Genomic DNA, 23,854 nt, shown 5'->3' with positions numbered 1-23,854 from the left:
TTGTTTTTTAATTTAAGCCTAATAAGCTTGATTTTTGTATTTCAGATTGTATTCCAGGAAAATTTATCTATTTTTAGGTAAAGTATTCTAGAATTATGACCAAGTTTTCTGGTGTTATAGAAATGGCCTATGAGAGATTCATCTAGTGTAATCGGACTCAGAGGCCATTTTTTATCTCATCCTGATTTATTTGATTTTGGTGAGATTGTCTGTACCTGGGAGTTCTGGACGTTGGAAAAGTAGAAGTTTCAAAAACCCTTTAATTTAATGGCATTTGTTTGAGAATGTCACCAAATTTAAGCATGAAATTATGCTTCTACTGCTACTTCTTCATCTTCATAAACAATTTCTACTGTTCTTGGTTCTTCACTCACTTCTGATTCTGTCGCTGTATGGGTTGCTGATTCCACGTGAGTGGTTAATTTGGTTTTTAGTTCGTCGGAAATGGGTAAATCATTGATTTCTTTGACAAGCGCCCTTATAGATTCGTTTTTGCTCCGTTCTGAATAAACTGCTTTGAGAATAGCTTCAAAGCCATAAATACCTACTGTATCTCCTACAACTCCTACTAGCCCCAGTAAACCGATACCTCCAAGGATACCAAATGGTCCTCCTGCTGCTGTTAGGGCTGCAACAATAGCGGCATTACTACCTGCTGATGCAACTGATAAGACTACAAGAATTATGCCGGGAAGACCTAGCCCAGCTAGTTTTTTTGCGATTTCATCCATGTTCATGATCTAAGATCCTTAAATATTGTTAGTGGAAACTGTTTTAATTGGCTTAATTGGCATGAGATTTATATCTCTATAGTTCAAGAAACTATTGCAGTATCTAGACTAAGGAAGATAAATGTCTCTTTATCTCAAATCAAGGTGATTTTTTAACATTTTCTCTTTTATTTAACCTCAATATCTAACAATAGTCAATGCAATAATCAACAAACATAGGACTCCTATTTGACTTTTGAAAAAACTCTGTACACTCAAATCATCCAAAAATCTATTCACTGCCTCCACGAAAAATTTATGAATTAAACAGGATAGCTGTATGATTTTGATATTTACTGTTTAACTCATTCATTTAATCAGGAATATGGATGTTTTCTATTTTCACAAAGGATATATTCACGGTTCTTAGCGATGGTAAATAGTTCTTACTTTCTAATTTTAGATGATTTTGCAATTTTATTTTTAACTCCTGGCAAATTGGTAAATCTTGAATTTCGTAGAGTAGGGATCTCAGAGATTCGGTTTTGCTACGTTCTGAATAAACGGCTTTGAGAATAGCTTCAATTCCATAATCTGCGATGAGATCACCTACCACCTTTGTTAGACCAAGTAAACCTATCCCTCCAAGAATACCAAATGGCCCTCCTGCTGCTGTCAGTAGGGCAACGATAACAGTATTACTACCTGCTGATGCGAATGCTAGAATTAAGAGAATGATGCCCGGAAGACCTAAACCAGCAAGTTTTTTCACAATGTTATCCACTGTAATCTCCTAACATTTTGATATGATTTCTTCAATCAAGAATTAATCGAGATTATGGCTTATTTTGCCTTTTACCGCAGAAATGGCCACCGTTCTAGGAGAGGCTAAATAATTTTTCCCTGTAGGATCACCACTGCGTCCTTTAAAATTACGATTGGTTGCATAAACCCCCGTTTCTTCTTTGTTTAAAACTCCAAGTCCCGAATTGATACAAGCACCACAACCTGATTTGAGAATCTTTGCACCTGCTTCGGTAAAAATGTCCATATATCCTAATGCTTCTGCTTTTTCCCGAATTTCTACGGAAGCAGGGACAATAAACAAGTCTACACCATCTGCGACTCGGTGATTCTGTAAAACTTCGGCTGCTTGGGCTAAGTCGTATAATTTACCTCCTGTACAAGAACCAATAAAGGCTTTGGTAATGGGGGTTTCTTCTATCTGACTGATAGGTACTACTTGATCTGGTTTGGGGGGACGGGCTACTTGCGGCTCTAGATTACTGATATCAAATTTATACACTTTTTCATATTCAGCATCAGCATCGCCAACAAATTCTTCAAATTCTTGATCAGACCGACTTCTAACATAGTCGCGGGTTGTGTCATCGGGAACAATTAAGCCACAGATTGCTCCACACTCAATGGCCATATTAGCAAGGGTTAGGCGTTCATCAAATGGCATTTGTTCGAGTATTGACCCTCTAAATTCCATGACCTTGCTTGTACCACCAGCACAGCCGATTTGTCCCAGGATAAACAAGATAATATCCTTAGCACTGATATGGGGGGGTAGAGTTCCAGATAAATTGAATACCAATGTGGGGGGGACGCGAATCCACATATCCCCCATAGCATAGATATTTGCCATGTCTGTAGTCCCCACACCAGTAGAAAAAGCTCCTAATGCTCCGTAAGTACACGTATGGGAATCTGTACCAGCAATGATCATTCCTGGGCGGACAAATCCTTTTTCTGGGAGTAAAACGTGACAGATACCAGTAGCTTCACCGGGAGAAACAATATCAAATAAATGACATCCTTGCTCTTGGGCAAAGTCTAGCATTTCCTGATACATGACATTGGCTTTTTGATCATTGCGAATGTCATTAACTTGGATAAAATGATCTGCTACTAATACCACCCGTTGAGCATCCCAGAGTTTTGCTTCTTGTCCGTAATTTTTATAAAATGTTGTAGCTACAGGTCCTGCTACCGCATCATGGGATAAAGCTAAGTCAACTTGAGCAAAAACAACTTCTCCAGGACGGACATAAGCATTGCCCGAAGCTTTAGCAAGGAGTTTTTCTACTAACGTCATGGGTCGTTGGGAAGTTACACTTTGAGGAATGGTAATTTTTCCCTGACGACGCATTTGATTAAATGGTATGAGTCCACCTGCTTGGGCGATCGCCTCAACTACAGGATTTTCCTGTGTTTCCTCTAAAATTTCTAAATTTAAGCCAATATTGATACTATTGCGATAAAAAATTTCTGCAAATGATTTGGCCTGTATTTTTTCAATTCCCGCAGCTTTCAAAGCAACAGGGGCAATTTCTCGACTAGAACCACAGCCAAAATTTTGCCCAGCGACAATTACATTATATTTTAATAACTCTCCTACTCCTATCAAATGTTCTAAAGCATATTGTTTTAAAATATCAGCATCATAAGTTGTGGCTCGATTAGCAGGCATAATATCATCTGTATTAATATCATCACCTAAATATAAAACTTTGTTATTCACTTCTTTATTAATAGGACTCATGCAGCACCTCAATTTCTAAATTTTGTAAATTCTATAAATTATAAATTTCTTCTAGCAAAAGTTGTATTAATTGTTCGGTATTGACTAATATTTCTTCTCCTTGAGGAGATAAATCAGCCGTCCGATATCCTTTAGCTAAAACTCGATCTTGTGCTGCCATAATTGTTTGGGCAGCTCTTATTTCCCCCCACTGCTCTAGCATTAAAACACAAGCGCCAATAGTTCCCAAAGGATTAGCAATTCCTTTACCTGCTATATCTGGGGCCGTACCGTGAATTGCTTCGTATAATCCAAATCCATCTGCATTGAGACTGGCTGATCCTAATAAACCTAGAGAACCAACTAAAGCACCACCAATATCGCTGAGAATATCTCCAAACAAATTGCTGGCCAAAATTACATCAAATCTCTGGGGATTTATAACCATTTGCATGGCTAAATTGTCCACTAACATTGGTTCTACAATAACATCAGGAAATTGGGTTGCTTCTTCTTGTACTAAACGAGTCCAAGGCAAATTAGGTAAAGCATTTTCTTTATGGGCTACTGTTAGTTTTCCTCGACGTTGTTGGGCTTTTTGCAAAGCTTTACGAGCAATCCGCCGTATTTCATGATCGTAATAGAGCATGGTGTGGTAGCCATAAGCTCCTTTTTCATCTGAAGCCCGTCCAGCAGATCCAAAATAAATCCCACTGACTAATTCTCGAATGACGAGTATATCCAGTCCTTTAATTTTTTCTGGACGTAAGCTAGATTTATGCACCAAACTATCAACAATCCGAATGGGACGTAGATTGCAAAAAAAGTCATAATGTTTTCGTAATTCTAGCAGTCCACCTTGGCTAACTGCACCAAAGACAATTCCATTAGATCCATTACATAGTTCTATCGTAGTTTGGGGAAAGTAACTACCAAATTTTTCTAAAGCGGTTTTACCCAGCCAACCATAATTTACCTGTACGGTAAATTTTTCTAGTTGAGCTACTTGCTGCAAAACTTTTAAGGAAGCTTCTACAACCTCTGGACCAATTCCTTCACCTGGAATAGCAACAATGCGATAAGACTGATTTCTTAATGACCTCATTTTTCCTGATTTTTTAGTTGACGAGGATTCATCGAGCCTGAATTTGTCAACACTGAACTCCCCCTCAGTAACAAAACTGGCAATATCACATTTTATAAAATTAGTGTGTAATGGGTAACACGCTTTCCCTTCTTTTTTCCCAGACTTTCAGTCAGAATGCAAGGACAGTTAAAACATTTAAGGTTTTTTATAAAAAATTAAAAATTTGATGACAATTCTTATAAATTAATTTTATATAGGATAGGACTTACGCTATACAAATTAGACATAATATGTGTCAACCAAAATTAATCATTTTCAGCTTTATTAGTAGGGTGCGTCAGATGGAAAAATATGGCTAATATGGTTAAATTATTGGGTCTGACGCACCCTACAAGAGACGAAAAACCGCAACCCATATTTAGTAAGGGTTGTCAATGTGTAAGTCCTATAGGATTACTATAGGACTCATATTTGATTTTTGAAAAAAATTAGGTATTGTAGGGTGCGTCAGATATTACAAATCTGTTTACTGATAGAATTTATGCGGTCTGACGCACCCTACGTATCTTTTCATAAATCAAATATTATTCCTGTATAGCAATCCTAAATGATTCATGAACACTTTCTGTTCCCTTTTCCCTGTTCCCTTGTCATAAAGACAATTTTTAAAGCCCACTTACTTAATTTTTGACATTAACAGAGATTCCGCAAATTTTGAAAGTGCCGTTATTATTGCTAATTTTCACAGATGTCAGTTCTTGGTTTAACAAATAGAATCTGCCCATGATGCTCACTGAATTATAACGACCATTCTTAGATTTTTTAAGTATTAATGTGGCTTTTTTCTGATTATTCATGCCTTTGAGGATGAGAATATTTCCAAAATTAAAGCTACCCGATGCAGTTAATTTTTCACTATTTACTTTGGCGTTAATGTTGGCGATATTATAACCCAAAAAATTGAGATTACCTACAATACTAGCTGAATTATTGATATTTCCTTGATTGTCTTTACCAAGGGTAACTGTAGCACCATTGAAGGCTAAAATGCCGAAATCAAAATCATTTTTTGCTTTCAATCCTCTTTCATTCAGGATGATACCTAACTCAGTGAATTTTTTACCTAATATAGTTATATTCCCTAAACCAGAAACTTTTCTCTTGGTTAAGTCAACTTTCAATTTGGGAACATTCAATTTCAAAATATTCACTAAATTCAAAAATACATCTTTGATGAAAATATCTTGAACGTTAAATAATAATTTACCCTTACCTAAGGCTTGATTAAAGGCGGTAATATCTGCTTCACCTGTGGCAATTTGTTGATTTAAATTTACTGTTAACAGGGGAATATTGAGACTTAAAAAACCAAGTAAATTGATTTCCAGATTGTTTATGTTAATACTAGTTTGATTAATATCAAATGTAATACCTGCTAGGGTATTACCTAAGAGGGAAATTTTTCCGCAACCACTACCACAGCCAGTTTTGATATCTATAATTAAATCATCAACATCAAGACTTATTAGATTAGCTAAATTTAAATCAAAGTTTTTAAAGATCGCATTTGTAGCAGTAATTTTAAATTCTACATTGGCAATTTCGTTACCAAGTAACTCTACATAACCATCTCCCTGAAGATACTGTTCTGTGGGTGTAACTTTTAAAGCTAAATCTAAACTATCATCATCTGCTCCTGTGATTTTGGCAAATCCTAAATCTATTTCAAGAACTTTTAACGAACCACTAATATTATTTAAACTTGTGTTACTTTGCAGGAGTAAAATCGCTTCATGACCCCAAGCGTTAATTTTTCCATTAATTTCTAATCCTTCTGATATGGGTTGTCCTGCAATGATTGTCGGAAAGGGAACATATTTAATCAATGGGTTGCGTTCTCCGTCTGCATCTGCATCAACTGATTCAATCTGCAAATTATCTAAGGTTTCTAATAATGACAATGCTTTGTTAACTAAATCTGTGGAAAATCCTGCTTGTTTTTCAATAAAAGAGGTAACTGGACCTTGCCACAAATCTATTAAACTAACGGGTTGATTGACAGTTAAAACTAAGGCTAATCTTTTAGGATCATTAGTATCTATCAAAAATGCTACTTCTATGTCTATTTCTTCCCATCTTAAGTCACCAATGAATCCGAAATTATCAAAGTAAGGTGGTAAGTATGTTCCCCCTCCTTGGAATCTGAGATTACGTAGTTCTGTTCCATTCAATCCATAGGGATTATGCCAGGTTTTTTCACCCTGTTGACAAAAATACGCTGTTAAAGATTCAATCTTGAGGGAGAGATTACCGGCAAGAAATAGTTTAGGTTCATCTTCTTGACTGGGATCATAACCTTGAAGAGTTAAATTTCCAGTTAATCCAAATCTTGGTTGTAAATCAGAATCAATATTTAATTCGAGTAGTAAGTTATTAAAATCTGCTTGCAATGGTGGTTGATAAAATAAGTTTCTTTGTCCTTTAATATCACTTATTAAACATATTTCTCCTGTGGAATTGATGCTAATTAATCCTGCTAAATCCCTAATTTGTAAATATTCGTATATAAATTTACTTAGATTTTTGGAAATGGTTTGTAAATTAATATTTCCAATAAAATTCAATCCTTTACTTAAGTTAATATTACCTAATTCTTTATGAAGGTAATTATGACTATTATTAGATATGATTAACACTGCTTCGTCTAAGTTTAAATTACTGATGATCGGAACTGCATTTGTCAGGTTACTAAAACTAAATTCATGATTTAATTGATATTTTAAAATAGGATTTTTACTAAAAACTAATTCTATATTTTGATTATTTAGTAGTCCTTGTAAGTAAATTTCTATTTTTTGAGCATTTTTATATATTTTACATTTTGGGTTAATTATAATAATTTCATGTCCACCAAATACTTGTGTAATAATTCTCTCGAAGATCACATTTATGTATTCAACTTGACTATGAATGTCAAAAATTTTATTTAAATCTAGCCGCACATCATCATCCAAATCTATGTAATTCCACGGATTTGATGTAAATGATTTTACATTTCCTAAAACTTCTAGTTTTAATTTGATTTCTTCAGGTAGGACAATGGTTGCTAGATCAAGACTATTAGACATAAGTTAAGGTATACGTACATTAAAGCTGGTAAATATTGGTATATTTTACGATAATTTAGTTATGATTGATGTGTAATTTACTGAGTAGAGATACTTGTTCCCTGTTTCCAGGGGATAATTTCCATATCACTTCCGAAATATGTTGATTTTATATTACCACTATCTATGGAGTGATTTTTTACCATAAATCAAGGCAACGCACCTTATTGTCCAAATCCTTACTGGGCAAAGTTTTCAAGATTTGTGAAATTTTGTATCTAAAAAATGAAACCCTTGCCGCACGGGGATCATAAAGCTTAGGCGCGTTTGCTCTGTACTATAAATTGTTAAAAAATTTAAATTTAGAAGTTACGTATTGACAGGGTAACAAAATAGTGAGTTGATAAATATGGGTAATCTAGTCATAAGTATGGGACAATTGGGGTATTGAAACCTTTCATCCTGCCATAAAATATATGGGATTTATCGGGTTATGGTTATATTTTATACCCAAATCCAGCAACTTGCAGATCAATCAGGTACAAACTGTAAACATAAAACTCTTGTGGTACAGGCATCTTGCCTGTAATGTTAGTATATCACTCAGATTACATATGCTTTATATTACAGTTGTTTAAGTTTTATACACTTGCCTAGAAATTCCTATAAACTAATTTTGCTTGGGTACTTAAAACTCAAAAACTTAAAACTCAAAAAACTGAACTTTTGATTGACAATCCTTATGAAAAGCCCAGAAAACAAATCCAACAACCCAAATACTTCCACTGATAATCAATTACCTTTACCACCTGGAAACTTAGGTTTACCTATAATTGGTGAAACAATTAGTTTTGTTACAGATAAAAACTTTATTAAGAAGCGACAAGAAAAATACGGGAACGTTTTTAAAACTAACATAATTGGTCGTCCTACAATTATAATGATAGGATCAGATGCAAACCGATTTATATTTAGTGGTGACAATCGAAATTTTATATTTCTACAGGATAAGAACACTTCAGACTTGTTGGGTCCTGCATCTTTAGCAATGCAAACAGGAAGCATACATCAAACCCGACGTAAATTATTAGCCCAAGCATTTCAAACGCGAGCTTTAGCCAGTTATACACCTGCAATGTTGGAAATTACTAATAGCTATTTACGGAAATGGAAGGATTTAGGTCAATTAACTTTGTATCCTCAACTGAGAGAATATGCTTTTGATATAGCTTGCAAATTATTAGTAGGAACAGACATTACTAATGACCATGATTTTCTCAAATTATTTGAAGCATGGTGTCAAGGTTTACATGCTCTTCCTATTCGTTTACCTTGGACTACGTTTAGTAAAGCTGTGAAAAGCAGAGAAATGTTATTAGCAAAAATTGACAAGATTATTGTACAACGTCAAAAACAACCAAATTCAGGAAATTCAGAAAAAGATGCTTTGGATTTATTGTTAAATGCTGAAGATGAAAATATTTATCAAAATCCTCAAAGTTTCGATCCAGAAAGGTTTAGTGTAGAGAGAAATGAGGATAAATCTAAACCTTTTAGTTACATTCCCTTTGGTGGGGGAATTAAAGAATGTTTAGGTAAAGAATTTGCTAAGTTAGAAATGAAAATATTTACTGCGTTGCTCTTACGTGGTTATGAATTGGAGCTAGTACCAGGACAGAATTTAGATTCAAAAATGACACCCACGCCTCAAGAGAGCGATGGTTTAAAGATATTTTTACGTTTTAATATGATTTTGTTGCGTTGGGCTGAGAAGTTGTTTAAAAAGTATTAGATGAAACCGATAATCTCTAGAAACCTAACCCCCCTTCCCTACAAGGGAGTCTCCCCGCGTCGGTGAGAGGTTTGGAGAGGGGTTTATTTATACATTAAAAACTTTTCAAACATCCTCTGAGAGGTTGTTTACAAAGTCAAAAAAAAGATCAAGCAACGATATTCTGCTAGTTATCCTCCCATATCTTGTTTGTTGATTATGGTTTTAAAAGAAAATAAAGCAACAAGGAGACGCGGTGTCCTTTTATCTCCTCAAGGAATACAACGCTTACAAGATGCTATATCATCTTGGGAAATTACAGAAAACCAAGGCCAACGACTCTCTTTAGAGGATTTATCATACCAAACCAAGCTTTCTACTAAAACCCTCAGTCGCTTATGGTCAGCTAATAAAGGTGTGGATCAAAAAACTTTAAAATTATGCTTTAACACTTTCAATTTAGAACTTAATGAAGAAGATTACATCTTCCTCAAGGAAGATAATGAAACGAAAATATTAGATTGTTTATCAGAGAGTATCTGTTTACGAACAGAAATTCCGTCTTTATGGTCATATCCTGATGGACCAATACCCTTAGATTCTCCCCTATATATTGAGCGTCCATCGATAGAAGAATTAATTTATCGAGAGGTGACTCAACCAGGTTGTTTAATTAAAGTTCTCGCTCCTGGACAGATGGGTAAAACTTCTTTGATACTACGTATTTTGGCTTTTGCAGATGTACAAGGATATCACACTGTAAATTTAAGTTTTTCCCAGATAGATGCTGATTGTTTAACTGACTTAAATAAGTTTTTACGTTCTTTTTGTAGCCAAATTGCTATCAAACTGGGTATAGCTCCCAATCTTAATGAGCATTGGGATGAAGAGGTGGGTTATAAGTTAATCTGTAGTCTTTACTTCCAACATTATATTCTCCAGCAGATCAATAGTCCTCTAGTTTTAGTATTAAGTGAAGTTGAAAGATTTTTTGAATATCCTCAAGTTGCTCAGGAATTTTTTGCTTTGTTGCGTAGTTGGTATGAAGAATCACGACAAAATAATTTATGGAAAAATTTGAGGTTAGTAGTTACTTATTCAACAGAACAGTATTTTTGTTTAGATATTAATTACTCTCTGTTTAATATTGGACTACCTGTCCGTTTACATGAATTTACTCAGCAACACGTAGAAGAATTAGCTAGGCGATATGGGTTAAGGTGGACTGCTGGTGAGGAGTCGGCACAATTGATATCTCTTATTGGTGGTCATCCAGGACTGACACAACTTACTTTGTATTATCTTCACTCTGGGGCTATGAGTTTACCAGATTTGATCAAAGAGGCGATCGCCAATGGTGGAATTTATCGCTATCACTTGCAGAACCATTGGGTAAAGCTGTTAGCTAATCCTGGTTTAATTAGGACATATACTGAAGTTGTTACCGCTAAAGAAAGTCTGGTTATTGATCCTATCCATGCTTATAAACTGGAAAGTTTAGGATTAATTACCTTTAATGGCGATCGCGTATTACCCCGTTGCCAACTTTATCGGGCTTATTTTACCAAGCAACTATCTATTGTTTGTTAGTCCCCATTGCACAAGCAGTTAGTTTACTCTAAGAGGATGTCTGAAAACTTTTTTTGTGTTGCATAAAACACTTGTAGATCCCCCTTTATCCCCCTTAAAAAGGGGAACTTTGATTAATTTTTCGGGGGAATCTGGATAGAACCTGATACTTCTCAGACATCCTCTAACAACAAACTACACAATTCATCTATTTTTTTACTATTTTGATTAATCATCTGCTGGGCGGCTATTTTTAGCTCACGAATATTGCGTAAAGTTGTCTTATCTATTTCTTCTAGTTCTGTATCTAAAAATGTTTGAAACCGATAATAAGAACTTGTATTTTCTGGATTACTAGATGCAAACAAGCGCTCTAATTCTCCAGCCACAACTTCACTACTACCATCAAACATAATATTTAAAAGTGGTCTTCCCCATTGCAAAAGTCCCCAATTTTTGACTTCATTATAAGGATAAACACTTGTCAGTGAACCTGTACCCAAGGAAACCATTAAGATATCTTCTGTATTCAGAACCCTATTTGCCTCTCGTTTACTACTAATTTTTGCTTCAGAAATAGCTAACTGGGCTGGATTATTCGCAAAAACTCCCCCATCTACTAAAGTATAAAAACCATTATTATTGTGATTAGTGGTAATGCGATGGGGAGGAAAATAAGTAGGAGTAGCACTGGTGGCTAATGCTGCATCTAAAAGCGAAAATCCTGCACATAAATTGCGAGATCTTTGAGATTCTATCTGTTGTTTTTCCCGTTTGTTAGTAAACAATATGGGTATTCTTTGCTCAATATCATAACTGGTAACAAAGACTTCTTTTAAATTATTTTCTATCAGACTATCACCAAAATATTGTTTGAGCATTTCTACTCTGCTGGTAGAAGCATATTTGGGCTGTAAAAATATATCTTCTAAAGGTCCAAGTATTTTTTCAAATAATGGCTCATAAAATATTTCCACCCCATACTCAATAAATAGTTCTGATAGATCCGCAGCAGTATATTCAGCTTGGGTTAATTTATCAGCAGTTTCTGTATTTAATCGGGGTTTAGTTAATCCCAGTGCTAAAATTCCCCCAGTGGAAGTACCAGCAATTAAATCAAACAAACTAAATATAGGTTTTTGTGTTCGCTTTTCAATTTCTGCTAGAACAAGTGCAGGGATAATACCGCGAATACCACCTCCATCAATGGCAAGTATTTTATATTTTGGTTGGGCTGTTTTATTGATATTTTCTTGTGATTCCTGTGTAGATAATGGGAGTAGAATTTGGATATTAATAGGTGATTCTACTTGGTTTATTGTGGTTTCTTGCTGTTGTGAACTAATAGAATTCTCAGTGGGAATTTCTGCTTGATCAGATGATTCTCCTAGAAAGGGAATTTGTGCTAAATTCCAACTAGGATCACCATAAAAATTTCCCTGATAAGATTCTCCAATTTGGTTTTTGACTATTCTTCCTGCTCCTTCATCTAATTTCCAATAGGCAACTAATCCTTCTTCATCCCCAACTATTAGCCCAGAACGATGGGCTTGAATTTGTTCCTGATTACATGGATAATTCCAGACACTAATATGAGCTAATTGTCCTGAAAAATATATATTATTGTGTAAAGTTCCCCCCAGAGTGATCGGACTTGTGGCTTTATTTAACGCAGAACCTGTAAAATATTCTATATATTGATTATGATCAAGATATACGGTAAGATCACCTTGATTAAAAACAATAGCAAAAAAGTGCCATTCTCCAATGGTTAATTCTCTATTACCCAGGGTTTTGATAAATTTGCTCAATTGTTCATCAATGTAAATATCTAAATTTCCTGTAGGACTAACACCAACTTCAAAATTATCACTGTATCGGTCTGAAGAACGGGCAAAAAAGACATTGCGTGTTCCATAAGTAGTAGCTTGTTTAGTGAGATGATGGGGATTAACCCATCCTGAAACTGTAAAACCTGAAGTACCCTGGGATAAAACCAGATCAGGATCATTTTTGACAAAATCTATGTAATCATGTTGACCATCAAAGGTCAAAACTAATTGTTCAATTACTTTTTTTACCACGGAATTTTTATCTCCAATTATTCAGTTTACAAACGGGAAAGAGTGAATAAGTAATTGGACAAAAATATTTACAGTCATTGCGAGGGAAGGGAAGCAATCACAACCCTTGGAATTGCTTCATTTCACTTCGTTCCACATGGCTAACGCCACGCTACGCTAACGCAATGACATTGTGTAATTAATTCTGTCTCACGACTTATAAAAATCCTGCAATTACTTCAATTCTGATTGGATAGTATAACATTAGTTCTTGGCGTGTAAGTAATTGGACAAAAATATTTACAGTCATTGCGAGGGAAGGGAAGCAATCACAACCCTTGCGATTGCTTCATTTCAATTCGTTCATTCATGTGATGGTAAGTTTGTACTTGTAGGGTGCGTCAGACCCAATAATTTGGTAAAAAACAGATTTCCTCTATCTAACGTGGTTGGTGAGATTCTTAACTGTCTTAACAGTTGTCTTAAATGTTTAAACTGCTATTGTATTTTATGGCTAAACCTGAGATTATACTCAAAATAGCTGGAAGCTAGACTTTCTTATCATACAAAGAAAATAAAAAAATGGGTCAAAAACTGCAATACCTTAGAGGATGTTTGAAAAGTCGTATACCGTAATTTTCATCACATTGTTACTCCCCTTTCCCCTTATAAAGCTACGGTGTACACACAAGTTATCGCATCACCATTATTCCTCAAATTACCCTACCCTAACCCTCCCCGATGCTTTGGGGAGGGAACTGGATTCTTGTTTCCCCCCTTTGCATCAGGGGGATTAAGGGGGGTAATTATAACTTGTGTGTACACGATAGCCTTATAAAGGGGGGAAACAGTAAAAATCTAGTTCCCTCCCCGATGCTTTGGGGAGGGTTAGGGTGGGGTAAAAAATATTTGATACATCAACCATAACTTTTCAAACACCCTCTAGGAGAGAGTTAGGGAGAGGTTTCATATTTAGTTGAACTATGAACCATTTGCAGTATATTTGTTTGCTTAATAAGCATTATTTTAAAATAAGCATAACTTTAAAAAATAACATCAATTGAAATAAAAGAAAATAAATGACTGTTTTACCTTATAATTACGATTAATTAGAAAATAATTAACAGCCGCTTTAATCTTAATAAGGATATATAAAGACAATGAATTTAGACAACCATAATCAAATTTTAGCGACTTCAACTAACGAAAATTTTACATACCAAAAAATAGAAGTTGCTATTCGGTCGAGTTTGACTGTAGATGATTGTGTAGTTATCAAGAGACAGACAGAAAAGGTAAAACAGGAATTAATAGCTTATATAGTTCCATCAGGTTTGTTTGCACCAGAACAACTTTTATCTCACCTGCAAACAATTCTTCCCAGCGAGTTGACACCCACTGCATTTGTACCTGTCTCTACCATACCCTTAACAGAGACAGGGCAGGTAGATGAAGTTGCGTTAGCTAGTTTAGAAGTAATTAAATCTGACTTAATACGAGATTTAGAAAAGCAATTAGAGTCATTGTCAGAAATTGATCAGGTTGCTGTGGTTGTTGAACCTGTGGTTAAAAGTATTAGTATTCCTCCTGTGCATTTAGAAGATTTGTTGGGGGAGACTCCAGCAAACCCCTATGAAAATAACCAACAAGAAATACAAGTAAGTACACATAGTCAAAACATAGAAAATAAAAATTATTATTTATCAAAAAAATTAGCCATTAGTCACAGTGAACCACTGCCATACTCCCCAGACGCTCCTAAAAATTTAGTGGAAGTATTACAACGAGCCTCAGAAAATTCAAACAAAGGTATTATCTATATTAAATCTGATGGTAGTGAGACATTTCAATCTTACAGAAAATTATGGCAAGATGCCCAAATCATTTTAGCTGGATTAAGAAAAACAGGACTCAAACCTCAAGACAAAGTAATTTTCCAACTGGAAGATAATCAAGATTTTATCTGTGCTTTTTGGGGTTGTGTTTTGGGTGGTTTTGTTCCAGTACCAGTATCTATTGCTCCCATTTATGAACCAGCCAATAATACAGCCAGTAAATTAAAAAACACTTGGGAGATGTTAGAGAAACCCTTGGTACTAACAAGTGGTTCTTTAGCTGCTGATATTGATGATTTTGCCAGAGGTTTAAACTTAGAAAACTTTAAAATTGTAACCGTTGATGAGTTGCGTCAATGTGAAGCAGATTTAAACATATATGAGAATCAACCCGAAGATTTAGCAATTTTGCTTTTGACTTCTGGCAGCACGGGAATACCCAAGTGTGTGATGTTAAATCATCGCAATATCTTGAGTATGACAACTGGCTTAATTTTAATGGGTCATTTTTCCAGCCAGGAAAGTGTTTTAAACTGGATGCCTTTAGATCATGTGGGTGCGTTAGTTTCTCTGAGTATCATGGCTGCGAGTTTAGGTTGCCAGCAAATTCATGTACATACTGATTTAATTGTACAGAAACCGCTTCACTGGCTAGATTTAATTGATAAACATCAAGCGACAATTAGCTGGTCGCCTAACTTTGCGTTTTCCTTAATTTGTGACCGTGCTGTAGAAATCAATCGCCAGCAATGGGATTTATCTTCTATGAAGTTTATCATCAATGCTGGAGAACCAATTGTTACAAAAACAGCGAGGAATTTCTTAAAACTTCTCAGTCATCATGGTTTACCAACTAATGCTATTCACCCAGCCTTTGGAATGTGTGAAACTTCTTCTGGTATTACCTATTCTGACAGTTTTTCTCTAGAATCTTCCTCAGATCAAACTTCATTTGTAGAATTAGGATTACCAATTGCTGGTGCTGCATTACGGATTGTTGATGAAAACGAACAAATAGTAACCGAAAATACTATTGGGCGTTTACAGGTAAAAGGTGCATCTGTTACTATCGGTTACTATCAAAATCCACAAGCAAACGAAGAAGCTTTTACTACTGATGGTTGGTTTAATACGGGGGATTTAGGCTTTCTAGATCAAGGACGTTTAACCATTACGGGCAGAATCAAAGATGTAATTATCATTAATGGATTAAATTACTATTGTCATGAAATTGAAGCTGCTGTTGAGGAAATGACAGGAGTAGAAGTTTCTTATACAGGTGCTTGTGCAGTCAGACAACCAGGAAGTAATACTGATAAATTAGCTATATTTTTTAATACTTACCTAAATGATGATCAAAGTTTATTAACTCTACTTAAGGAAATTCGCGCTTGTGTTGTGAACAAAGTGAGAATAAATCCTGATTATTTAATTCCAATAGATAAAGACATTATTCCTAAAACCGCTATTGGCAAAATTCAACGTTCTCAACTCAGCCAACGTTTCCAAACAGGTGAATTTAAATCAACTATTAAACGAGTTGATATATTACTAGGCAATAGTAATACCATTCCTAATTGGTTTTACCGTCAAGTATGGAAACCTAAATCACCCATTATTGTTAATTCCTCTTTAACTATTACTAATACAACTCTAGTATTTCTCGATGATTGGGGGTTGGGTGACTATTTATGTCAAACATTGTCAGAAAATAAACTGTCATATATTACCGTTTACCCTGGAAAAGAATTTCAAAAAATCAGTAGTTCTCATTATGTAGTTAATCCCGAAATAGCCAAAGATTATCAACTTTTAATCGAATCCCTAGCAGCAGATAAGATTATTATTGGGCAGATTCTTCATCTTTGGACTTACGATAAATATCAGGAAATTAACAATATTGATAGCTTAGAAAAAGCACAAGCACAGGGAATATATAGTTTATTATTCCTGGTTCAAGCTTTAGCAAAAGTTCAAGGTACTAATAATTATATTCAATTACTATTTATTTCTTCTCATATTCAGTCTATTGCCTCAGATGATCCTATAGCTTATGAGAAATCAACAGTATTAGGACTATTAAAAACTATTCCTCAAGAACTACCTAAACTAAACTGCCGCCACATTGATTTACCTTTTGCGGAAGTTGAAAAAAATGGGTTTTATATTCTCCAAGAAATGCAAATTTCCTCAAAAGAACGAGAGGTAGCATACAGAAATGGACAACGTTTAATTTCTCGCTTAGAACAAGTTGATTTTACCAACACACCTAAATCATCAATTACCTTTCAACAAGAAGGAACTTATTTAATAACCGGGGGACTTGGTGGTATAGGTGTTGAAGTTGCCCGGTATTTGTTAAAACATTACCAAGCTAAATTATTATTAGTTGGGAGAACTCCCCTAAATTCAGAAAAACACATCAAACTCTATCAAGAATTAGCACAGCTTGGGGGTGAAGTAATTTATGAGTCCGTTGATATCTGTGACTTAGAACAGTTGCAAATAATAGTAGAAAAAGCTCAATTTAGATGGGGTGAAAATCTTGATGGTATATTGCATTTAGCTGGAACTTTTCACGAACAACAGGTACTAGAAGAAACGCAGGAAAACTTAGCCGCAATTCTATGTCCTAAATTGTTGGGTGCTTGGGTATTGCATCAGTTAGCAAAAGAGAATCAGGCAAGTATTTTTATTAACTTTTCTTCAGCACACCGTTTTTTTGGTAGCACTGCTGTGGGTGGTTATGCTGCTGCTAATAGTTTTCTCGATAGTTTTACTCATTACCAAAATTCCCCAAATAAATTAACCAATAAATTAACCAGCTATTGTTTCAGTTGGAGTATGTGGGATGATACAGGAATGAGTCAAGGATATCAAATGAAAAATCTGATCCGTGCTAAAGGTTCTTATATCATGTCTTGCTCCCAAGCAATATCTTCTATGCTGGCCAGCTTACACCATCAGCAACATAATTTATTGATCGGTTTAGATGGCAGTAATCAAAATATTCTACGTTGGCAATCATCAACTTTTAATTTACAGAAATTAACCGCCTATTTTACAACTAATACGGGGGAGGTTGTTAAATTACCGGGCTTAAAAGTGCAAGATAATTTTGGCAATGTTTGTATTTATGACTCTGTACAACTGCCAGAAATGCCTTGTTTAGAAAATGGTGAAGTTGATCGTGCTAGACTCATTAAAAGAAGTAACAATCAGGAAAATAGGGAGCAGATTGAACCACGGAACGAGATAGAGTTAAAAATTGCCCAATGTTGGCAACAAGTTTTAAAAGTGACACTTTTAGGAATTCATGATAACTTTTTTGAATTGGGGGGAAATTCTTTACTAGCTGGTCAAGTAATTTCTCGGTTACGGAAAGATTTCTCTTTAGAATTGTCTCTCCAGCGTTTATTGCAAACACCTACTATTGTGGGTTTAGCTCAAACAATTGCAGCAATTCAAACAGTAACTCAAAGTCAGAATACCTTTACTGAAACATCATTACAAGAATACGAAGAGGATTATTTATAAAATGGCTATGGCACAGATACCAAAACCTAGTGATTGACTCACCATTACCGCACTTTTAACCTACATTCCGCACCCCGGTGTCGCAATCGGTTTTTTCTTAATTTCATAACCATCAAATCTTATATTTTGTATCAAACATAATGAATATTGGTAGGCGATAGCGAAGCGCTGCTGCAAGCAGTTCGCCAATTCTCAGTCTCCAAATGACCAATTTTCGTTGTGTATTGTGTAATTAATTAGACGAAAATATTTACAGTCATTGCGAGGGAAGGGAAGCAATCACAACCCTTGCTATTGCTTCATTTCAATTCGTTCCATATGGCTAACGCCACGCAACGCTTACGCAATGATATTGTGTAATTAATTCTGTCTCACTACTTGACAGTTGGAAGTTCCTTAACTGTCTGGTTAACTATGTAAAATATCCTTGTAGTTGACGGCTAAACCTGATAATATTATTTTTAATAACTTAAAATAAAGCAAATATTACAGCAGATTTCGCTCTGATGTGGTGCAAACTTGAACTATAAAACTCTTGTAGTGCGGGCATCTTGCCCGCTGGATATGTACCTCATAACACCGGAAAGTGCTGTATTAAAAATTTGCTTACTTAAAAAGCCAAAATCATCAAAAAATTAGTAGTAAAATTTTGTATTTAAGTGTGCCTAATTATGACAAGAAATATTAAAAATATTTATCCACTTTCATCTGGTCAAGAAGCAATGTGGTTTATCTACCAAATTGCCCCAGAGAGCGTTGCTTATAATATATTTATTACGGTAAAAATTGATTATGAGTTAAAGATTGATGTTGTGAATCGTGTATGGCAAAAAATTATTGAAAAGCACCCGATTCTGAGAACCACATACACCAATCATGAAGGTAAACCGGTACAGCAGGTTAATCAACAAGAGAATTTTAGTGTTGAGGTAATAGATAGCAAGGAGTGGAGCGAAGAACAATTAGCAAAGAAAATCTATGCTATTGCTGACCGCCCTTTTAACTTAGAACAAGATTCAGTTTTGAGAGTTAATTTATTTAGTCGTTCAGCAGAAAAACACATTCTCATGCTGACAATGCACCACATTGCCGGTGATATGTGGTCTTTTGATTTATTGCTGAGTGAATTTCAAACTTTATATCTCAGGGAAATTGAGCAAATTAGTCAAGAACAGACAGAAACAGTAGATTATCTCAGTGAAAAAAAATCCTATGCGGACTTTGTTCACTGGCAATCAGAAATGCTATCTAGTTCTCAGGGAAAAAAACTGTGGCAACACTGGCAAGAACAATTAGCTGGAGAATTGCCAATTTTGAATTTGCTACCAGACAAACCCCGCCCCGCAGTACAGACATATCAAGGGGCATCATACATAGTCAAGCTAGATGAACAGTTAACTGAAAAACTCAACCATCTAGCTGTAGCATCTAAAACCAGCCTTTATCAGATTCTGCTTACAGCATTTTACATCCAACTTTACCGATACACCAACCAAACAGATATCCTCATATCCAGCCCGATGAGGGGTAGGAGGGGGGGAAACTTCGAAGAGATTGTTGGCTACTTTGTTAACCTGACAGTTTTAAGGGTTTCTGTCCAGGAAAATGCGACATTCCAAGAATTTCTGGCTCAAGTCAGCAAGACAGTAAAAAAAGCCCAATATCATCAAGATTACCCTTTTGGTTTGTTAGCACAAAAACTTCAGCCACAAAAGAATCCCAGCCGTTCTCCTTTATCTCAAGTTAGTTTTACTTGGCAACGACATCGTTGGTGTGAACTAACAGAAAAATCATCACACATTCAAGAACAAGTGCTTCAGATGGAGCCATACTTGCTCGGACATCAAAGGGGAGCAGACTTAGATTTGAATTTAATGGTAATGGAAGCTCAGGGAGTGTTGCAACCTTGCTGGCAATACAACACCGACTTATTTGATAGTAGGACTATTGAGCGGATGGCAGGACATTATATTACCCTGCTGGAATCCATTGTCACCAATCCCCAGAAGACTATTGCCCAATTACAATTATTGACAGAAGTTGAAAAGCACCAGCTATTAACAGAGTGGAATGATACCCAAGCTGAATATCCTGTTGATAAATGTATCCATCAGTTATTTGAAGAACAGGTAGAGAAAACACCGGATGCAGTAGCGGTAGTATTTGAAAATCAACAACTCACCTATCAGCAATTAAATAGTCGGGCTAATCAGTTAGCCAATTACTTACAAACGTTGGGTGTAAAACCAGAGACATTAATAGGGATTTGTGTAGAGCGTTCCCTAGAAATGGTAATTGGATTATTAGGGATTCTCAAAGCAGGAGGAGCGTATGTACCCCTTGACCCCGAATATCCCCAGGAACGCTTGAGCTTCATGTTAGAAGATGCTCAAGTTTCAGTATTGCTGACACAAAAATCACTATTAAATGAATTACCCTTAGACAATCGAGAAAAACCTTGTCAGGTAATTTGTTTAGATGAAAACACCTTTAACTTAGAATTAACCGAAAACCCCAGTCACCAAAGTCAACCTAATAATTTAGCCTACGTAATTTATACCTCTGGATCTACGGGAAGACCCAAAGGGGTAATGATAGAGCATAGCGCCATAGTCAATTTAAGTTTAACCTGGGCTAAAACTTTCCAAGTAGAAAACCATAGCCGATTATTGCAATTTGGTTCTTTTAGTTTTGATTTATCCGTAGGTGAAATTAGCACAGCCTTAGTGACAGGTGCTTGTTTGTATTTAGGAAATAAAGTAACTTTATTGCCTAGTCAAAGCTTAGTAGACTTTTTAACAGTAAACAAAATTACCCATAGCTTCTTATCGCCTTCAGCCTTATCTGTACTACCCAAAGCAAAATTACCTGATTTGCAATATCTGACAGTAGGTGGTGAAGCTTGTACAACTGAATTAGTTAATCAGTGGGGAACAGAAAGAAATTTCTACAATTGCTACGGACCTACAGAATCCACAGTCACCGCTACTATCTTCCATTGTCAACCCAATGGCAGAAAACCACCTATTGGTAAACCAATATCTAATCTTCGCATCTATATCTTAGATAGAAACAATCAACTATTACCGCCAGGAATACCAGGGGAATTGTGTATTGCTGGGGTTGGTTTAGCTAGAGGCTATTTAAATCGTCCCCAAGCGACTACGGAAAAATTTATGGAAATAGATATATGTGGTCAAGTGGAGCGAATTTACAGAACAGGAGACTTAGCAAGATGGGGAGATGATGGGAATATTGAATACTTAGGGCGCATAGATAATCAAGTAAAAATCAGAGGATTCCGCATAGAACTAGGAGAAATAGAAACGGTACTCAATCAACATCCTCAAATCCAGACATCCTCTGTCATTGCTCGTGAAGACATTCCTGGACAGAAGCGATTAGTATCCTACCTAGTACCACATCAGGATTCCACAGTAACCATCAGTGAAATGCGCCAATATCTCAAAGAAACACTGCCAGAATATATGGTGCCTCATGGTTTTGTGATACTAGAATCCTTACCCCTAACTCCCAACGGCAAAATAGACCATCGGGCTTTACCAGCACCAGATTCCCGTGCAGGAATAGAAATAAGTTTTGTGCTACCACGGAATCAAACAGAAAAAATATTAGCGCAGATTTGGGCAGAAGTGCTGAGAGTAAAACAAGTAGGAATTCACGATAACTTCTTTGAACTCGGTGGAGATTCAATTCTCAGCATCCAAATTTTAGCCAAAGCCAAACAAGCAGGACTAGAACTGACAGCTAAACAACTATTTGCAAATCAAACAATTGCCCAATTGGAAGCAATAGCAGGAACAGTCAAAACTACAGAGATAAAACAAGAATTAGTCACAGGTACATTACCTCTGACACCTATTCAACACTGGTTTTTTGAGCAAAATTTTACAGAACTACACCACTTCAATCAAGCATTTCTGCTATCAGTTCCCAGTGATCTAAAAGTAGAGCTATTAAAACAAGTATTCCAGCAACTGCTAATACATCATGATGCCCTAAGGTTAAGTTTCACCCAAAATGAATCCACTTGGGAACAGATGTACTCTGCTCCAAAAGATAAAATTGGGTTCTGTGAGATAGACCTATCAAAAATTCCAGAAAATAAACAACCAGAAGCTATAGAAGAGCAAGGGAATTTATTACAGGCGAGTTTAGAATTATCAGAAAACCTAGTGGAAGTCGCCTTTTTCCATCTGGGTATCGGTAAAAGAGCGCGATTACTAATAACAATCCATCACTTAGCCATTGATGGTGTATCCTGGAGAATTTTACTAGAAGATTTACAAACAGCCTACCAGCAAATAGATAAAGGTCAAGCTATTCAACTGCCTGCCAAAACCACAGCTTTTAAAGATTGGTCAGAGAAATTAACAGATTATGCCCAATCCCAATCCCTGAAAACTGAAACCGCGTATTGGTTAAATCAAAATCGCAGAGAAGTTCCTGCCATCGCAATAGACCATAGAAAAGGGGAAAATACCGTTGGCGCAGAGAACACAATATCATCGTATTTAAGCGAAGCAGAGGCTCGCACCTTACTGCAAGATGTACCAAAAGCTTACAACACTCAAATTAACGATATCCTACTGACCACCTTAGGATTGGTTTTGAGCAAATGGACAAACTCCAAGAGAGTGCTGTTCAACTTAGAAGGACATGGAAGGGAAGGCATAGTTGATGGTGTAGATTTATCACGGACCATAGGTTGGTTTACAACCATATTCCCTGTAGTAGTAGAACTACCAACCACAGACAATTTAGGGGACACTTTAAAATCAGTTAAAGAACAACTAAGAGCTATTCCCAATAAAGGAATTGGCTATGGCTTATTGCGCTATCTGAGTCAAGAACCAGAAATTGCCAACCAACTCAAGAAATTACCCCAAGCCGAAATCAGTTTTAATTATTTGGGTCAATTTGACCAACAAATGAATACAATATCTTGGATACAAATGGGGAACGAGTCGGCAGGAAGAATGCACAGTTCACAAAACAACCGCCCTCATCTGCTAGATATAAACAGCATGATAGTGGGAGAAAAGTTGGAAATACAGTGGACTTACAGCAGAAATCTTCACCAAGATGCCACCATTGAAAAACTGGCACAGGAATTTGTCAAAACATTGCAGGATATAATTACCCATTGTGCATCTGGCGAAAATGGAGGTTATACACCTTCAGATTTCCCATTAGTGAAGCTCAACCAGTTAGAACTAGACCAACTATTGGCAAGTTTAGACAAAACTAACTGGCGAAATATTGAAGATATTTATCCACTGTCCCCCATGCAAGAGGGGATGCTGTTTGAAAGTTTGTATGCCTCTGATTCTCAGGCATATTTTGAACAGTCGATTTACAATTTGAGTGGTAATTTAAACCTGTCAGCATTTGAAAAAGCTTGGCAGCAAGTATTAGAAAGACATTCAATTTTGCGGACTGCTTTTATTTGGGAGCAATTGGCACAGCCACTGCAAATAGTTTATCGGCAAGCAGAGGTTAAACTACAGACTGATGATTGGCGGCGCCTATCTCCTCAAGAAGCACAACAAAAATTAGAATTGTTGTTACAGTCTCAGAGAAAACAGGGTTTCCAACTGTCCGCTGCACCATTAATGCAGTGG

Annotated in this window: 10 protein-coding genes; 4 read left to right on the top strand and 6 right to left on the bottom strand. The window is 36.0% G+C overall.

The features are described from left to right. Window positions 1-308 precede the first annotated feature (308 nt). From CA730_RS18620 to CA730_RS18600, 5 genes are all read right to left on the bottom strand, one after another. Window positions 309-731: a hypothetical protein gene (locus tag CA730_RS18620; protein WP_096669553.1), complete on the bottom strand. Its 423-nt coding sequence runs from the start codon at window positions 729-731 to the stop codon at window positions 309-311. Between the two features lie 352 nt (window positions 732-1,083). After that, on the bottom strand, window positions 1,084-1,494 hold the full coding sequence (locus CA730_RS18615) for a hypothetical protein (RefSeq protein WP_096669551.1): 411 nt from the start codon (window positions 1,492-1,494) through the stop codon (window positions 1,084-1,086). A gap of 42 nt (window positions 1,495-1,536) precedes the next feature. Further along, on the bottom strand, window positions 1,537-3,261 hold the full coding sequence (locus CA730_RS18610; protein ID WP_096669549.1) for an aconitase/3-isopropylmalate dehydratase large subunit family protein: 1,725 nt from the start codon (window positions 3,259-3,261) through the stop codon (window positions 1,537-1,539). Between the two features lie 31 nt (window positions 3,262-3,292). Beyond that, entirely contained in the window at window positions 3,293-4,345 is a 1,053-nt protein-coding gene (locus CA730_RS18605; RefSeq protein WP_096669547.1) for an isocitrate/isopropylmalate dehydrogenase family protein, read from the bottom strand. Between the two features lie 662 nt (window positions 4,346-5,007). After that, a complete protein-coding gene (locus tag CA730_RS18600; RefSeq protein WP_197705460.1) occupies window positions 5,008-7,455 on the bottom strand; it encodes a hypothetical protein in 2,448 nt (815 codons plus the stop codon). Window positions 7,456-8,176: 721 nt separating this feature from the next. Here CA730_RS18600 and CA730_RS18595 point away from each other — a divergent pair. Both CA730_RS18595 and CA730_RS18590 read left to right on the top strand, forming a co-directional pair. Further along, window positions 8,177-9,226, top strand: coding sequence for a cytochrome P450 (locus CA730_RS18595; protein WP_096669545.1), 1,050 nt, complete (start codon window positions 8,177-8,179; stop codon window positions 9,224-9,226). Window positions 9,227-9,424: 198 nt separating this feature from the next. Further along, a complete protein-coding gene (locus CA730_RS18590; protein WP_096669543.1) occupies window positions 9,425-10,795 on the top strand; it encodes an AAA-like domain-containing protein in 1,371 nt (456 codons plus the stop codon). A gap of 152 nt (window positions 10,796-10,947) precedes the next feature. On the opposite strand, the gene CA730_RS18585 is transcribed toward CA730_RS18590, so the two are convergent. Next, window positions 10,948-12,858: a patatin-like phospholipase family protein gene (locus CA730_RS18585; RefSeq protein WP_096669541.1), complete on the bottom strand. Its 1,911-nt coding sequence runs from the start codon at window positions 12,856-12,858 to the stop codon at window positions 10,948-10,950. A 1,139-nt stretch (window positions 12,859-13,997) separates the two neighbouring features. Between CA730_RS18585 and CA730_RS18580 the strand changes: the two genes are divergently transcribed. Together CA730_RS18580 and CA730_RS18575 are read left to right on the top strand one after the other, a co-directional pair. Further along, window positions 13,998-18,209: an SDR family NAD(P)-dependent oxidoreductase gene (locus tag CA730_RS18580; protein ID WP_096669539.1), complete on the top strand. Its 4,212-nt coding sequence runs from the start codon at window positions 13,998-14,000 to the stop codon at window positions 18,207-18,209. A gap of 671 nt (window positions 18,210-18,880) precedes the next feature. Further along, window positions 18,881-23,854 (top strand): non-ribosomal peptide synthetase (locus CA730_RS18575; RefSeq protein ID WP_157750074.1); only part of this gene is annotated, 4,974 nt, incomplete at its 3' end.

The sequence above is a fragment of the Dolichospermum compactum NIES-806 genome (genome assembly GCF_002368115.1).
Classification (GTDB): domain Bacteria; phylum Cyanobacteriota; class Cyanobacteriia; order Cyanobacteriales; family Nostocaceae; genus Dolichospermum; species Dolichospermum compactum.
This window is presented reverse-complemented; position numbering and strand designations above follow the sequence as displayed.

Bases quoted from the DNA above. Each gene is read 5' to 3' on its own strand.
- CA730_RS18595 (WP_096669545.1), top strand. From the start codon at position 8,177: ATGAAAAGCCCAGAAAACAAATCCAACAACCCAAATACTTCCACTGAT.
- CA730_RS18580 (WP_096669539.1), top strand. From the start codon at position 13,998: ATGAATTTAGACAACCATAATCAAATTTTAGCGACTTCAACTAACGAA.
- CA730_RS18620 (WP_096669553.1), bottom strand. From the start codon at position 731: ATGGATGAAATCGCAAAAAAACTAGCTGGGCTAGGTCTTCCCGGCATA.
- CA730_RS18605 (WP_096669547.1), bottom strand. From the start codon at position 4,345: ATGAGGTCATTAAGAAATCAGTCTTATCGCATTGTTGCTATTCCAGGT.
- CA730_RS18600 (WP_197705460.1), bottom strand. From the start codon at position 7,455: ATGTCTAATAGTCTTGATCTAGCAACCATTGTCCTACCTGAAGAAATC.
- CA730_RS18590 (WP_096669543.1), top strand. From the start codon at position 9,425: ATGGTTTTAAAAGAAAATAAAGCAACAAGGAGACGCGGTGTCCTTTTA.
- CA730_RS18610 (WP_096669549.1), bottom strand. From the start codon at position 3,261: ATGAGTCCTATTAATAAAGAAGTGAATAACAAAGTTTTATATTTAGGT.